The 15,265-nt window shown below is 64.4% G+C and carries 15 protein-coding genes; 10 read left to right on the top strand and 5 right to left on the bottom strand.

What is annotated here, in order from left to right; genetic code table 11:
* Positions 1 to 9 precede the first annotated feature (9 nt).
* Positions 10 to 768, bottom strand: a complete 759-nt coding sequence (locus tag EIP75_RS22770; RefSeq protein ID WP_125245497.1) for a GntR family transcriptional regulator — start codon at positions 766 to 768, stop codon at positions 10 to 12.
* A 334-nt stretch (positions 769 to 1,102) separates the two neighbouring features.
* On the opposite strand from EIP75_RS22770, the gene epsC reads away from it, so the two are divergent.
* The 8 genes from epsC (at position 1,103) to EIP75_RS22730 (ending at position 9,508) form a co-directional block, all read left to right on the top strand.
* On the top strand, positions 1,103 to 2,035 hold the full coding sequence (gene epsC, locus EIP75_RS22765; RefSeq protein ID WP_125245496.1) for a serine O-acetyltransferase EpsC: 933 nt from the start codon (positions 1,103 to 1,105) through the stop codon (positions 2,033 to 2,035).
* A 57-nt stretch (positions 2,036 to 2,092) separates the two neighbouring features.
* A complete protein-coding gene (locus EIP75_RS22760; RefSeq protein ID WP_125245495.1) occupies positions 2,093 to 3,010 on the top strand; it encodes a family 2A encapsulin nanocompartment shell protein in 918 nt (305 codons plus the stop codon).
* Complete coding sequence (locus tag EIP75_RS22755) at positions 2,997 to 4,919, top strand: family 2A encapsulin nanocompartment cargo protein cysteine desulfurase (protein WP_125245494.1); 1,923 nt, start codon at positions 2,997 to 2,999, stop codon at positions 4,917 to 4,919. Before EIP75_RS22760 ends, EIP75_RS22755 begins: the two co-directional genes overlap by 14 nt.
* A 237-nt stretch (positions 4,920 to 5,156) precedes the next feature.
* A complete protein-coding gene (locus tag EIP75_RS22750) occupies positions 5,157 to 6,410 on the top strand; it encodes an acyl-CoA dehydrogenase family protein (protein WP_125245493.1) in 1,254 nt (417 codons plus the stop codon).
* 54 nt (positions 6,411 to 6,464) lie between these two features.
* A complete protein-coding gene (locus tag EIP75_RS22745) occupies positions 6,465 to 7,448 on the top strand; it encodes an aliphatic sulfonate ABC transporter substrate-binding protein (protein ID WP_125245492.1) in 984 nt (327 codons plus the stop codon).
* A 14-nt stretch (positions 7,449 to 7,462) separates the two neighbouring features.
* Positions 7,463 to 8,365 carry an ABC transporter permease gene (locus tag EIP75_RS22740; protein WP_125245491.1) on the top strand — a complete coding sequence of 301 codons (903 nt, stop codon included), beginning with the start codon at positions 7,463 to 7,465 and terminating at the stop codon, positions 8,363 to 8,365.
* A 23-nt stretch (positions 8,366 to 8,388) separates the two neighbouring features.
* Positions 8,389 to 9,123 (top strand): ABC transporter ATP-binding protein, encoded by a 735-nt coding sequence (locus EIP75_RS22735; RefSeq protein WP_125245490.1) that lies wholly within the window; start codon positions 8,389 to 8,391, stop codon positions 9,121 to 9,123.
* Between the two features lie 31 nt (positions 9,124 to 9,154).
* Positions 9,155 to 9,508: a hypothetical protein gene (locus tag EIP75_RS22730; RefSeq protein WP_125245489.1), complete on the top strand. Its 354-nt coding sequence runs from the start codon at positions 9,155 to 9,157 to the stop codon at positions 9,506 to 9,508.
* 20 nt (positions 9,509 to 9,528) lie between these two features.
* Here the strand turns inward: EIP75_RS22730 and EIP75_RS22725 are convergent, their stop codons facing one another.
* The 3 genes from EIP75_RS22725 to EIP75_RS22715 all read right to left on the bottom strand — a co-directional run bounded on the left by EIP75_RS22725 (position 9,529) and on the right by EIP75_RS22715 (position 11,496).
* Entirely contained in the window at positions 9,529 to 10,176 is a 648-nt protein-coding gene (locus EIP75_RS22725; RefSeq protein ID WP_125245488.1) for a YkgJ family cysteine cluster protein, read from the bottom strand.
* A gap of 86 nt (positions 10,177 to 10,262) precedes the next feature.
* Entirely contained in the window at positions 10,263 to 10,697 is a 435-nt protein-coding gene (locus EIP75_RS22720) for a VOC family protein (RefSeq protein WP_125245487.1), read from the bottom strand.
* Between the two features lie 40 nt (positions 10,698 to 10,737).
* Positions 10,738 to 11,496: a hypothetical protein gene (locus EIP75_RS22715; RefSeq protein WP_199758681.1), complete on the bottom strand. Its 759-nt coding sequence runs from the start codon at positions 11,494 to 11,496 to the stop codon at positions 10,738 to 10,740.
* On the opposite strand from EIP75_RS22715, the gene EIP75_RS22710 reads away from it, so the two are divergent.
* Together EIP75_RS22710 and EIP75_RS22705 are read left to right on the top strand one after the other, a co-directional pair.
* Positions 11,459 to 12,979 (top strand): methyl-accepting chemotaxis protein, encoded by a 1,521-nt coding sequence (locus tag EIP75_RS22710; RefSeq protein ID WP_274379828.1) that lies wholly within the window; start codon positions 11,459 to 11,461, stop codon positions 12,977 to 12,979. The genes EIP75_RS22715 and EIP75_RS22710 overlap by 38 nt on opposite strands.
* A gap of 222 nt (positions 12,980 to 13,201) precedes the next feature.
* Positions 13,202 to 14,485: an OmpP1/FadL family transporter gene (locus EIP75_RS22705; protein WP_125245484.1), complete on the top strand. Its 1,284-nt coding sequence runs from the start codon at positions 13,202 to 13,204 to the stop codon at positions 14,483 to 14,485.
* Between the two features lie 72 nt (positions 14,486 to 14,557).
* On the opposite strand, the gene EIP75_RS22700 is transcribed toward EIP75_RS22705, so the two are convergent.
* A partial coding sequence (locus tag EIP75_RS22700) for a TCP-1/cpn60 chaperonin family protein (RefSeq protein WP_274379827.1) occupies positions 14,558 to 15,265 on the bottom strand: 708 nt, incomplete at its 5' end.

Below are 15,265 nucleotides of genomic sequence, written 5' to 3'. Positions count from 1 at the left end.
TTGTTGTCCTCATCGGGGGTGTTGATCCCGGCTGCGGTCCACGCGCAGGCGGTATTGGAAGGTGTCGGCGCGGAAGTACAGGAACTCGTAGTCGACGGGATGGCCTTCGCGGTCATGCGTCAGGCGCTCGATGCGAAGCAGGGGCGCGCCCTCGGCCACCTTCAGCGCGGCAGCCTCGTGCGGTCCGGCCTGCACCGCATCGATCGCCAGGTCCGCATGGCCCAGCGGCACGCCGCAATCGTTTTCAAGGATCAGGAAGATGTCGCGCGTGACCAGGTCGGCCTGCGCCAGGCGCCTGCCCAAGGGCTCGGCCACCCAGGTCAGTTCGAGCGACACGGGCTCACGGTCGAGCAGGCGCACACGTCGGATCTCGGTGGCCAGCGCGCCTTCAGGCAGTTGCAGCCGATCTGCCACCTGAGCCGAGGCCGGGCCGTGCGCCAGCGACAGCAGCTGGTTCAGCACCTCGTGCCCACGGGTGGACATCTGCTCGGCAAAGCCCTGCAGGGTGCTCACGTTCTGGAAAGCCTTGGGCCGGGACACGAAGCTGCCCTTGCCGTGCACCTTGTAGATCAGGCCTTCCTTCTGCAGATCGCCCAGCGCTTGCCGCACGGTGATGCGGCTGGCCGCGAAGGCCTGGCCCAGGGCGCTCTCCGACGGCACCTGGCTGCCGGGTGCATAGGTGCCGTCCAGGATCTGGGCGCGCAGGCTGTTCTTGATCTGTCCGTACAGCGGCAGGGCCGGCACGGGCGCCTTCAAGGCTTGGTCCATTTGAATATCGCCAAACTCGTTATGACAAGTTGAGCGAAGTCTAGGCAGCCCCTTATTCAAATCAAAACAAACAATTCAACGATGCTTATGACAAAAACAAAATACGCAAGCATTCATTCAGATATCCAACAAAACAGACCATTAAGATGCAATCACAGAAATCACCCAGTAAAGCCCGGGCATTTATCACAAAATAATTGACCTCATGTATTCTTTTTCCAGATAATCAAATGCAACGAACAAATAAGCACCACCCCACGGTGCGGGCAGGACTTGAGGACACCAAGCGGCCCGGGCACATTCAATAAGTCTTCATCAGTAAAACGCCCGAGCCATGCCTCATCCATTTCCTACCCCGGACGGCCCATTACCCGACTGGAATCTCGGCGCCGTGGTGGGCGCCCTGCGCAAATCCCGAGAAGTCACCCACAACGTGCGGCACAAGGGGCGCATTCGCGAATTACCCTCGCGTGAAGCACTGAGCCAGATCGTGCAGGGTTTGAGCGCCGCCTTGTTTCCTACGCATTACGGTCGCCCGGATCTGACCGACGAAAGCATCGACTATTTCGTCGGCTATACCCTTCACGACACGCTCACGGTGCTGGCCGAGCAGGTGCGCCGAGGCCTGCTGTTCGTCGGCGACGACCTGGACGAGAGCGATCCCGGCCTCGCTCAGACGCTGGCTGCCAAGGCCGGCGAAACCACCCGCGAGTTCGCGTCGCAACTGCCCGAGATCCGCGCCCTGCTGGTGAGCGATCTGCAAGCCGCCTACCAGGGTGATCCGGCCGCCACCAGCGTGTCGGAGATCCTGCTGAGCTACCCGGGGATGACGGCCATCATTTCCTATCGCATCGCCCATGCGCTGTACAAGCTGGGCGCGCCTCTGCTGGCCCGCCTGATCGCCGACATCGCGCACGGCGCCACCGGCATCGACATCCACCCTGGCGCGCAGATCGGCCCGGCCTTCTTCATAGACCACGGCACCGGCGTCGTGATCGGCGAGACCACCGTGATCGGCCAGCGCGTGCGCCTGTACCAGGCCGTGACCCTGGGCGCCAAGCGCTTTCCCACCGATGAGAACGGCGCCCTGCTCAAGGGCCACCCTCGCCACCCGGTGCTCGAAGACGACGTCGTGATCTACGCCGGCGCCACCGTGCTGGGCCGCATCACCATCGGCAAGGGCTCGACCATCGGCGGCAATGTGTGGCTCACCAACAGCGTACCGCCCGGCAGCAACGTCACCCAGGCGCAGAACCGCGGCGCCTGATTCCTTTTTCTGTTCCCGTTTCAACCACACCAACTCTCACTGGAGTACCACCGCATCATGGCCGACCAACACGAGACCAGCACCGCCCTTGGCGACATCGCCGCAAGGCAGCTTGCCATCGCGACACGCACCGTGCCGCAGATGTCCAGCATCACCCCACGCTGGCTCACGCACCTGCTGCAATGGGTTCCTGTCGAAGCGGGCATCTACCGTGTCAACAAGGTCAAGGACGCCAGCAGCGTCACCGTTGATTGCTCCGGCCGCGACGAGCGTGAACTGCCGCAGACCTTCGTCGACTACATCGAGAACCCGCGCGAGTACCTGCTGTCGGCCGTGAACACCGTGCTGGACGTGCACACCCGCGTGTCCGACCTGTACAGCAAGCCCTACAACCAGATCGCCGAACAGCTGCGCCTGACCATCGAGACGATCAAGGAGCGCCAAGAAAGCGAGCTGATCAACAACAAGGAATACGGCCTGCTGCACAGCATCGCCCCTTCCCAGCGCATCAGCACCCGCACGGGCGCCCCCACCCCTGATGATCTGGACGAGTTGCTGACCAAGGTCTGGAAAGAGCCAGGCTTCTTCCTGGCCCACCCGCTGACCATCGCCGCCTTCGGCCGCGAGTGCACCCGCCGTGGCGTGCCCCCGCCCACCGTGTCACTGTTCGGCTCGCAGTTCATCACCTGGCGCGGCATCCCCCTGATCCCCAGCGACAAGGTGCTGATCGAGGACAACAAGTCCAAGATCCTGCTGATCCGCACAGGCGAAAGCCGCCAGGGCGTCGTGGGCCTGTACCAGCCTGACCTGCCTGGCGCGCAAAGCCCCGGCCTGGCCGTGCGCTTCATGGGCATCAACCACAGGGCGATCGCCTCCTACCTGGTGTCGCTGTACTGCTCGCTGGCCGTGCTGACCGACGACTCGATCGCCGTGCTGGAAGACGTGGAGATCAACAAGTACCATGAGTACAAGTGACCTCACCGGCCTCGGGCTGCCTGATGCACAGGCCCTGGCGCAGCTGGCGAACCAGTTCTTCACGGCGCTGCCTGGCGCGCCCGTGCAAGGACAGGTCCCCGCCGGCCTGCCGTCGGGCCTGTCTCACCTGGGCACGCCCGCCTCGGCCGCTCACCCCTTCGCCGTGCCCAACGTGACGGGCAACACACCCACGGCGCCGATCACCGCCCCGGACACCGGCTACTCGCCCAGCGTGGTGCCCAGCGCCGCGCCAGCCAGCTCCGGTGCCGCCTCGGCGCTCGTGGCCAGCGGCACGCAGGCAGGCCTGCCCGGCGCATCCACTGGATACGAGGGCCTGCCTTCGTTGCCGCCAGTGGCCTCGCCAGGGTCGGTGCCGCCATCCTTCAGCGGTGATTTGCCCCTGGACGCCAACCCGGCGGCCACAACCAGCGGCATCCAGCCCGCACTCACGCTCAACCCGCTGGACTGGGGGCTGCCCAGCGACGCGGAGCTGAGCGAGTTGATCGCGCTGCGCTCGCCGTCGCGCTCGGTGGATCCTGGCCATGCGCTGGCCTCGGGCGTCCCGTCGTTCTACTTCCTCGATCACGGCGTTCCCGCCTCGACACCACTGGGTGGTGCACCGGGCTTGAACGCGCCGGGGCAGGCCGCGCAACCACTGAGCCCCCAGGCCCACGGCTTCAAGCCGCCTTTCGACGTCAACCTCGTGCGCCGCGATTTCCCGATCCTGCGCGAGACCGTCAATGGCCGGCCCCTGGTCTGGTTCGACAACGCCGCCACCACGCAGAAGCCGCAGTCGGTCATCGACCGCGTGGCCTACTTCTACGAGCACGAAAACTCCAACATCCACCGCGCGGCGCACGAACTCGCTGCCCGCGCCACGGATGCCTACGAGGGCGCGCGCGAGAAGGTCCGGGCTTTTCTGCATGCACGCTCGGTCAACGAGATCGTGTTCGTGCGTGGCACCACCGAGGCCATCAACCTGGTCGCCAAGACCTGGGGCAAGGCCAACATCCGCGAAGGCGACGAGATCGTCATCAGCTGGCTGGAGCACCATGCCAACATCGTGCCCTGGCAACAGCTGTGCGCGGTCACAGGCGCCAAGCTGCGGGTGATTCCGGTGGACGAAGACGGCCAGGTGCTGCTCGACGAGTACGCCAAGCTGCTGGGCCCGCGCACCAAGCTCGTGTCCTTCACGCAGGTGTCGAACGCACTGGGCACGGTCACACCGGCCAAGCAGATGGTGGCCATGGCGCGCAGTGCGGGTGCCAAGGTGCTGGTCGATGGCGCCCAATCCGTGTCGCACATGCGGGTGGACGTGACCGACCTGGACTGCGACTGGCTGGTGTTCTCTGGCCACAAGCTGTTCGGGCCGACCGGCATCGGTGTGCTGTATGGCAAGGAAACCCTGCTCAATGAAACACCGCCCTGGCAAGGTGGCGGCAACATGATCAAGGACGTCACCTTCGAGCACACGCAGTACCACGATGCGCCCGGTCGCTTCGAGGCTGGCACCGGCAACATCGCCGATGCCGTGGGCCTGGGTGCCGCGATCGACTACGTGACCCGCCTGGGCATCGAGAACATCGGCGCCTACGAGCACCAGTTGCTGGCCTACGCCACACGCGTGATCAAGGACGTTCCAGGCATCCGCCTGATCGGCACAGCCAAGGACAAGGCCTCGGTGCTGTCGTTCACGCTCAAGGGCTTCCAGACCGAAGAGGTCGGTGCCGCCTTGAACAAGGAAGGCATCGCTGTTCGCTCCGGGCATCACTGCGCGCAACCCATCCTGCGGCGCTTCGGCGTCGAAGGCACAGTGCGCCCTTCGCTGGCGTTCTACAACACCTGCGCAGAAGTCGATCTGCTGATCGCCACGCTGCACCGGCTCACATCCGGCCAACGCCGCGTCTGATGCCAGCGCCTCCATGAAGCCGTCTTGTGCGGCCCCGCATCAAGGGCTCCCACTTCGGGAGCCCTTTTTCATGTGCGTCTGGCGGCTGAAGCGTCACCCACCTAACTGACGAAACAGCAGAACGATAGAACCATTCATTCGTTTTGGTTGGAAGCACGCGATGGAACACTGAAGGCCTTCACCTTCATGACGCCCGCAGATCGGCCCTGACAGCCCTGCTTGGTGCGCCATTCCGCCATGACCCAAATCCTGCCGCTGCACAGCACCCGTGCGTTGAAAATCGACAGTGACGAGCCAAGCCCGTCAGCCGCATTGAGCCGGGCCGAGTCCCTCGATGATGTTCCCCAGGTCACCCGGCAACTCGCCGATCTGCTCGCGCGCACCGCCGTGGATCGGGACAAGGCCGGTGGCCACGCTGCCACAGAGCGCGAACTCATCCGCCAAAGCGGATTGCTGGCCTTGACCATCCCCACGCGCTGGGGTGGCCTGGGCGGCGATTGGCCCACGTTCTACAAGGTCGTGCGCGAGCTGGCCCGTGCCGATGCCGCACTGGCCCATGTGTTCGCCTTCCACCACCTGCAGGTGGCCAGTGTGTTGCTGTACGGTGATGTCGAACAGCAGGAGCGCCTGCTCACCCAGACCATCAAGAAACGCTGGTTCTGGGGCAACGCCTTGAACCCGCTGGACAAGCGCACGCTGGCCCTGGCCACTTCGGGCGGCTTTCGCATCCGCGGCACCAAGAACTTCTGTTCGGGCTCCGTCGGATCGGACATGATGACCTTCTCGGCCTGGCACGAGCCCTCGTCCAGCGCGCTGATCGCCGTGGTGCCCACCAAGGGCCCTGGCGTCGATGTGCGCAGCGATTGGGATGCCTTCGGTCAACGCCAGACCGACAGCGGCACCGTCAACTTCCACGACGTGCATGTCAGCCGCGCCGACGTGCTGCAGGCCCCCGGGCTCACCCCGTCGCCGCACACGTCGCTGCGCACATTGGTGTCGCAGCTGATCCTGACCAACCTGTACCTGGGCGTGGGCGAAGGCGCCTTCGCCGCGGCCTTGCGCTACACCAAGGAAGAAGCTCGCCCTTGGCTCACGGCCAACGTGCAGCGGGCCCATGAGGATCCATACACCCAGCACCGCTATGGCGAATTCCGTGTGGCCTTGCGGGCCGCACAAGCCGTGGCCGACGATGCCGCTCGCACGCTGCAGGCCGCACTGGACCAAGGCCCTGCCCTCGATGCCGTGGCCCGGGGCGACACGGCCCTGGCGGTGAGCGAGGCCAAGGTGCTGGCCCACCGTGCCGGCCTGGAGGTCAGCTCTCAGTTCCTTGAACTCACGGGCGCCCGCTCCACCGGTGGCCGCTATGGGTTCGACCGCTTCTGGCGCAATGTGCGCGTGCACACCCTGCACGACCCGGTCGACTACAAGCTGCGCGACCTGGGCCGCCACGCCATCACGGGCCAATACCCCGAGGCCAGCGCCTACACCTGACACGCCCATCCCTGCTGATCCAAGCACCCATCACCCATCACCCAGAACACCACCATGAAACGCCGTTCCGTACTCCAGTGGGCCGCAGGCTCTGCCGCCGTCACCGCCCTGCCCTCCGTGCTGCACGCTGCCGAGCCGCTCAAGGAGCTTCGCCTGGACTATGCGTACTACTCGCCCTCCAGCCTGGTGATCCGCCGCTTCGGCTGGCTGGAAGAAGAGTTCAAGAAGGATGGCATCAACGTCAAGTGGGTGCTCAGCGCCGGCAGCAACCGCGCGCTGGAGTACCTCAACGGCAACAGCATCGACATCGGCTCCACCGCGGGCCTGGCCGCCTTGCTGGCCAAGGCCAACGGCAACCCCATCCGCGCCCCGTACATCTTCTCGCGTCCCGAATGGACGGCCCTGGTCGTGCCGAAGAACTCGCCCATCAAGTCGCTGGCCGATCTGAAGGGCAAGAAGATTGCCGCCACCAAGGGCACCGATCCCTATCTGTTCCTGCTGCGCGCCTTGCACACGGTGGGCCTCAAGCGCTCGGACATCGAGCATGTGGCGCTGCAGCATGCCGATGGCCGCACGGCGCTGGAGCAAGGCCGTGTCGATGCGTGGGCTGGCCTTGACCCGCTGATGGCCGCCAGCGAACTGGATGCCGGCTCGCGGCTGCTCTACCGCAACGTGGCCTTCAACACCTATGGCTTCCTGAACGTGCGCGAAGAGTTCATCCAGCAGAACCCACAAGCGGTCAAGCGCGTCATCACCGTGTATGAGAAGGCACGCCAGTGGATCCAGGCCAACACCACCGAGGCGGCCAAGATCCTGTCTGAAGAAGCCAAGGTGTCGCTGCAGGTGGCGCTGCTGCAGGTCAAGCTGCGCACCGACCTGAGCCAGCCCCTTCCCACGCAGGAGCATGTGAAGGCGCTGCAGGCCGCTGCCCCCATCCTGCTCGACGAACAGCTGGTCCGTCCTGGCACCGACCTCAACAAGGCCATCGCCCTGTTGGTGGACACGCGCTTCGCCACCGACGTGGTGCGCCGCACCTGACGGAGGCAGACGGCATGTCCGCCCAGCCCACCCTGGTCCCAGCCTCGTCGCACGGCTCGCAAGGCACAGCCACGCTGCACGTGGCGCCGAAGGCGCCAACCTCCGCCACGGCGCCCGCCAGCGGCGGCCGCGTGATCAACACAGCGCCATCGCGTGAGCGCTCCACGGCCTGGCTGGGCTGGCTGCCCCCCTTGCTGCTGCTGGCCTCGCTTGAAACAGCCGTGCGCCTGGGCTGGGTGCCAAGCCACCTGCTGCCTGCCCCGAGCGATCTGCTCGTCACGCTGTGGCACCTGGGCACGGAGGTGGTGGGGGCGCATGTCCTGGCCAGCACCACCCGCGTGGCCGTGGGCTTCGGCATCGGCGCATCCCTGGCGCTCGTGATCGGTGCGGCGGTGGGCCTCAAGCGCCCGCTCGAGCACCTGCTGGACCCAAGTTTCCAGGCCCTGCGGGCCATTCCCTCGCTGGCCTGGGTACCCTTGCTGCTGCTGTGGCTGGGCATCGACGAGTCGCCCAAGATCGTGCTGATCGCCATCGGGGCCTTCTTCCCGGTCTACCTGGGGGTGTCGGCAGGTCTGCGCGATGTCGACCGCAAGCTCGTCGAAGTGGCCCGCATGGCGGGCTTGTCGTCGGCCGCCCTGGCCCGGCGCGTGTTGTTGCCCGCAGCCCTGCCCTCGATCATGACCGGCGTGCGCAACGGCTTGAGCCTAGCCTGGATGTTCATGGTGGCCGCGGAACTCATCGCCGCCACGAAGGGCCTGGGCTACCTGCTCACCGATGGCCGTGAAACCGGCCGTGCCGACCTGGTCCTGTCCGCCATCGTGCTGCTGGCCGTGCTGGGCAAACTCAGCGACTCCGCCCTGCGCTGGTGGGAGCGGCGCCTTCTGTCCTGGCGAGACACCTTCGAATCACAGCGCTGACCAGAGCATCCTTTGACAACGACATGACCCGCCTGCTCGACGTTCACGTCCACTCCAAGCACCACGGCTCGCGCCTCATCCTGCAGGATCTGAGCTTGCAGGTGGACACCGGCCGCATCGTCACCCTGGTCGGTGCCAGCGGCTGCGGCAAGAGCACGTTGCTGCGCCTGATCGCCGGGCTCGACACCGACTACCGTGGCGTCATCCGGCTCGATGACCAGCCCGTGCAGGACATCACCAATGACATCGGACTGATCTTCCAGGAGCCGCGACTGTTCCCATGGCTCACGGTCGCGCAGAACATCGGCTTCGATCTGAGTGGCCAAGGGCACAAGGATCCTCGCGTGACCGAACTGCTGGCAGATGTCGGCCTGTCGGGTTACGAAGACGCACTTCCCAAGCATCTGTCAGGTGGCCAGGCCCAACGCGTGGCCATCGCCCGCGGCCTGTTCCGGCGCCCTCGGCTTCTGCTGCTTGACGAACCGTTCTCGGCCGTGGACGCCTTCACCCGCATGAAACTGCAGGACACGCTCACGCGCGTGGTGCAGCAGCATGGCGTAACCGTCCTCATGGTGACCCACGATCTGGACGAGGCCGTGTTCCTCAGCGACAGCGTGGTCGTGCTGGACCAGGTGCCCGGGCCTGCTACCGGCACGCTCGATATGTACTTGCCCCGTCCGCGGCAGCGCGATGACGATGCGCTGGCCCAGACACGAACGCAGCTGCTGCGGGTGTTGCAGCAGGCACATGCGCTGTAGCCCATTCCGACTTTTTCAAGCCAATACCACCATGTCCAAGCCATCACTTCGCGCATCTCTGCTGGCCGCGCTGACCACACTGTCGATCTCCGCCACCGCACAAGCCGGCGTCATCGTCAGCGGCGCCTGGACGCCCGCAGGCTGCGGCCCCAAGCCTGAGCCACCTCAGCTCAATCTGAGTACGGCCGATGCCTACAACGCCAGCGTCGCCACGGTGAACAGCTACCGGCAGTCCATCCGGCCCTACGTTGATTGCGTCGTCAAGGAGGCCAACGCCGATATCCAGGCCATCACTCAGGCGGCCACAGCCACGCAGCAAGGCGCCAAGGCGGCCAATGACAAAATCCAGGCCGACGTGAAGGCCGCCGAAGAGAAATTCAAGTAAACCGTGAATGCCTCGGTTGCTTACTGCGGTGGAAAGAACTGCCTGATATCCGCCCACACGGTGCCTTTGCGTACAACGACCTCCTGATACAAGGGGTCGAAGGCTTGCATCTTGGTCATCGTCACGGGCACTGCGCGGGGGTCTTTGGCACGGGTCAATGCAGTGTTCTCGTCGCTGCATGCCAGTGCATCCCGATCAACAACCGCGAGGCTCCGACAGTTGTACGGGCGGTGCTCGTAAATGGAGCACTGGTTGTCTATCAGAAATGGGCATGGCCTCTCGGCATGCCCCATCACTGTGTGCCGCCCTGCGGACAAGGTAGCCGGAACACGGCCCGTAGCGGCAGCAATGTGCCTGGCCTCAAGGTCGGATATCTCGACAGGAATGGTCCGACAGCAGGCACTGCAGCCAGCCTTGCAGGACACGTGCGGCGCCCTGAGATCTCCCACCTCTTCCATCAGGGAATACAGCTTGGGCAGCTTGCTGCGAGCCGACGATGCCTCCTTGGAGAGATTCATCATCCTTGCATGCATGGCGGCCTTCCACTCCGCTGACATGGCCGCCTCAATGGCTGCCAGTTGCGCACGCGCCTGAGCATGATTGTCCGCCTTCAATTCAGCGAGGCGCTGCATCATCGAGTCCGATACGCTTGAATTGACCGAATCCATTTCACTGTCCCCTTAGTGACCTGCTGTCATCTTAGGTCGTATGGATGTCACGAAGAAAGGCGGTTGGCGACAGGTTGTAACCGGTCTCAAGGGCCTCGCGTCGTACCATGCGCGGGCATCGCTTCAATCTCTCCATAGCCTTTTGCCAGGAACTGGATCAGACAGAAACCATGCCCGAAGGGGTCCGCGAAAACGGCCAACTTGCCCCATGCTTGCGTGCTGACCGGTTGCTCCTGCACAGCGCCTGCATCCGAAACCTGCTTGATCGCCTCGTCCAGGTCCGGAACCACCACATCAAAATGGATGGGGCTCCAATGCCGTTGATACGCCCGCGGTGCGACTGCGCCTTCAAAAGGCGTGCTGCCCTCGGCCTTGAGCAGCAGAAAGACAGGCACGGCACTGCCCGACAGTTCCAGTATCTCGCTCCCGAGGCTGCGGCACACGGTCAGGCCGAAGGCTTTGCTGTAGAACGCGTGCGCACGCTCGAGATCGGGTACATCGATGTTCAACAACAACTGCATGGCACCTCTCCAGACTTGTCATGGGATTGACAGGCCTTGCTCAGCGCGGTTCAGGCTGAGGCGGCCGGGTAATCTCAGGCCGGGGGCATGTCATGGATCGACGAATCACCAAAGGCTCGTGCTGACCGGGTGCGAACTCGCCCTGGGTATGGAGTGTCATGCACTTGCCGCCACGCACGTAATTGAAGCTGCAGTAATTGGCCCCTGTGCCGGAGCACGCTTCGACCTCCTTGAATCCATTCTTGTAGAGAACGCCAGCGTCACCGTCATGGCTCCATCGGAGACCATCCGGGAAAACGCCGAAGGTTTCCCAAGGCCGCCAGCCGTCTCGCAAAAGTGCTTCCCGTGCAGCGGACAGCCTCATGTGCTCTGTGCCGCTCCCGGCGAAGGCAGGAGCATGCCGGCACGCAATCATAGCCAGGCACACCAGCCCCCATGCCTTGACAAGACGAGAAGAGGAACAATAGAACTTGGACAGCATCGTTTGGTGACAGTCGAGGGCCTGATCTGGCGTGATGGAATGCGCAAATATACCCAGCCCAGACTCAAGCATCTCAGGCGCATCTCCCGGATGAGGCACTTTGTTACGCAGTTGACCTAATGCAGGCACGACAAATGCCGAAAACAAGCCGCTGCCCTGCCCGGCCTGTACCGGGCCGCCCTCCACGTCGCCGAAGGCAGCACGCCGAGCGCCCAGCGCCGGACGAGAGCGGCGCACGGAGAAAAGCATGATGAATCTATCAATCGGCAGACGCCTTGCCATGGGTTTTGCGCTGATGCTGCTGCTGTCCTTGAGCATCACCACCATCGGCTTGTGGCGTTTGCATGCCAGTGCCCGCGCCACGCAGGACATGATGGAGACACCGCTGGCAAAAGAGCGGCTCATCAACGACTGGTACAACAACGTCAACGCCGGAGTCAGGCGAACAACGGCCATCGCCAAGAGCAGCGATCCCAGCTTGGTGAGCTACTTCGCAGCCGACGTGGCCGCCGCCACCACATTGTCCAGCAGCTTGCAGAAGGCCATCGCAGAACGGCTGAGCTCCGACAAGGAAAAGGCCTTGTTCGACAAGATCGGAGAGTTGCGCAAAGGCTATATCTCAGCGCGCGACGAGATCAATCGACTGAAGAAGCAGGGGCTGGCCGATGAGGCCAATGCCTTGCTGGACAACAAGGCAACGCCAGCCGCCAAAGCCTATCTCTCTGCCATGGTGGAGCTGCAGATGTATCAACGTCAGACCATCGACAACCAGGCACGCCAGGTGAATGAACTCAATCACTCGAGTCGCACATTGCTAACCGGCCTGGGCTTGCTGACCCTGCTGGTGGGCGGTGCATCGGCATGGCTCATTACCCGCAGCATCACGGGACCGCTCAAGGCCGCACTCAGCACAGCGCAACAGGTGGCTGCTGGCGACCTCAGCTGTGCGGTGCACATGAGCAGGCGGGACGACGAGACCGGCGTGTTGCTACAAGCGCTCAGAGACATGCAGACACGCCTCGCCCAGGTGGTGGGTCATGTGCGTGGAAATGCCGAGAGCGTGGCCACAGCCAGTGCGCAGATCGCGCAAGGGAACATGGACCTGAGTGCGCGCACCGAGAACCAGGCAGCGGCGCTGCAGCAGACCGCAGCCACCATGGACGAGCTGAGTTCCACCGTGCGCAACAACGCGGACAATGCCCGGCAAGCCAACCAGCTGGCTGCTGGAGCCTCTGCTGTGGCCGCGCGTGGCGGTGAGGTGGTCTCACAGGTCGTCGATACCATGCGCGACATCGATGCCAACTCCAAGAAGATCTCCGACATCATCTCGGTGATCGATGGCATCGCTTTCCAGACCAACATCCTGGCCCTGAATGCGGCTGTGGAGGCCGCCCGTGCCGGCGAACAGGGCCGTGGCTTCGCTGTGGTGGCCGGGGAAGTGCGATCGCTGGCTCAGCGCAGTGCCCAGGCCGCACGCGAAATCAAGACACTGATCAACACCAGCGTCGAGAAAGTCGAACAGGGCACCGCCCTGGTCGACCGTGCCGGCAGCACAATGGGAGAGATCGTCAGCGCCATTCAACGGGTGAGCGACATCGTGGCCGAGATCAGCGCTGCCAGCTCCGAGCAGAGCAATGGCGTTACCCAGGTGGGACAGGCCGTCACTCAGATGGACCAGGCCACACAGCAGAATGCGGCACTGGTCGAGGAGAGCGCTGCCGCGGCTGAAAGCCTGAAAGGCCAGGCTCGGCAGTTGGTGGATGCCGTGGCGGTATTCAAGCTGGCGGCAGAGCCTGCCTAAGGGGCCTGCTGCGGTTGTTGAGTCGACGCCGATAGGCAGCTCAACACTGGGGTGCCCACCGTCGCGCCGCCCTGCTTGAGAAAGCCTTGCAGGCCGCTGGTCGCTGAATTTATGGAAGTCGCTCGTGCTACACGGCATAAGCTCATGACCAAGCCTTCCTTGGCGATGCAGGGGTGTGCTTTCTACATTGAGTGAATCCATCCAGCACATGAGGAGCCTTCCATGACCATCGGATTCACCCGCGCCCCGTGGCGTGTCGCCCCAACCTATGCCGTGGCCATGCTGGCCGGCCTGAGCCTGTCGGCCCAAGCCACCAATGGCTACTTCGCGCACGGCCATGGCATCCAGGCCGAGGGCATCGCGGGCGTGGGCATCGCGCTGCCTCAAGACGCACTGGCCGCGGCCACCAACCCGGCCGGTACCGGCCTCGTCGGCAGCCGGCTTGATGTCGGGCTCAACTACTTCGAACCTTCACGCCGCGCACGCATAGAAGGCAACAACCTGGGCCCCTTCGGCAGCCTGGATGGTGACTACAGCGGTGATGGCAAGCGCCACTTCTTCATCCCGGAGTTCGGCTACACCAGGGTCTTCTCGCCTACCATCAGCCTGGGTGTGGCCGTGTACGGCAACGGTGGCATGAACACGCGTTATGACCAGAACCCGTTCAGTGCCCTGGGCGCCCAAGGCAGGGCCGGGGTCAACCTGGAACAGCTTTTCATCTCGCCTTCCATCGCTTGGCGGGCCACGCCGGACCACGTCTTCGGCGTGGCGTTGAACCTGGCCTGGCAGCGCTTCTCGGCCGAAGGCCTGGGGCCCTTCACCAGCGCATCCACCTCGCCCGGAGATGTCACCAACCGTGGCACGGACACTTCCAGCGGTGTCGGCGTCCGCCTGGGCTGGATCGGTCAGGTCGCGCCCGGCCTGCAACTGGGCGCCACCTGGTCGTCGAAGATCTCTGGCCGCTTCGACAAGTACAAGGGCCTGTTCGCCGACGAAGGCAGCTTCGACATCCCCGCCAGCTATGGCATAGGCCTGTCCTGGCAGGCCGCACGCGACTGGACCGTGGGGCTGGACTACCAGGTCATCGAGTACAGCGGCGTGGATTCGATCGCCAACCCGTTGTCACGCCTGCTGGAGGGCCAGGCCCTCGGCTCGGCCAAAGGCCCCGGCTTCGGCTGGAAGGATGTTCGCGTGCTCAAGCTGGGCGTCATCCACCGGTTGAACCAGGACTGGACCTTGCGTGCGGGCTACAGCCACGCCAGCCAGCCCGTGCCCGCCAACCAGACCTTTCTCAACATCCTGGCGCCCGGCGTGGTGCGAGACCATCTGACGGTGGGCTTCACCCGCAAGATCGACCAGCACACCCAGTGGAGTGGCTTCTATGGCCACGCCTTTGCCAAGACCGTGAATGGCAACGGGTCGATCCCTGCGAACTTCGGAGGTGGCGAAGCCGATGTCCGCCTGAAGGAAAACATCCTTGGCGTGGCCTACGGCTGGTCCTTCTGAACATGAAAAAAGCCCGGAGCACCTGGCGGTGCCCCGGGCTTCAAGTTCCGGTTTGACGAGAGAGATCAGGCCTCAGAACTGAGGGCCGCCAAAGCCTCCGCCGTGGTCATCGTGATGGCCGGCCGCAGGGGCCTTCGGCTCGGGCAGCTCGGCCACGATGGCTTCGGTCGTCAGGATCAGGCTGGCCACAGAGGCTGCGTTCTGCAGCGCCGAGCGCGTCACCTTGGCCGGGTCCAGCACGCCCTGCTCCACCAGGTCACCGTAGGTGCCCGTGGCCGCGTTGTAACCCTGATTGCCCGAGCCCTTGAGCACCTCGCTCACCACCACCGAGGCTTCTTCACCCGCGTTGGCGACGATCTGGCGCAGCGGCTCCTCCACTGCACGCAACACCAGCTGGATGCCAGCGTCCTGGTCGGGGTTGTCACCCTTGAGCTTGTCGCCCAATGCCTGGCGGGCACGCAGCAGCGCCACACCACCGCCGGGCACCACGCCTTCTTCCACCGCAGCACGGGTGGCGTGCAGCGCGTCTTCCACCCGGGCCTTCTTCTCCTTGAGCTCCACTTCGGTCGCGGCGCCCACCTTGATCACGGCCACGCCGCCGGCCAGCTTGGCCACGCGCTCCTGCAGCTTCTCACGGTCGTAGTCCGAGGTGGCTTCGTCGATCTGGGCGCGGATCTGCTTGACACGTGCCTCGATGCTCTCCGCATCGCCCACGCCGTCGATCAGCGTGGTGTTCTCCTTGCCCACCTCGACACGGGCGGCCTGGCCCAGGTCGGCCAG

Source organism: Aquabacterium soli, from assembly GCF_003933735.1.
GTDB lineage: Bacteria > Pseudomonadota > Gammaproteobacteria > Burkholderiales > Burkholderiaceae_C > Aquabacterium > Aquabacterium soli.
Note: the sequence above shows the minus strand (reverse complement) of the source record. Positions and strands in the feature narration are given on the sequence as shown.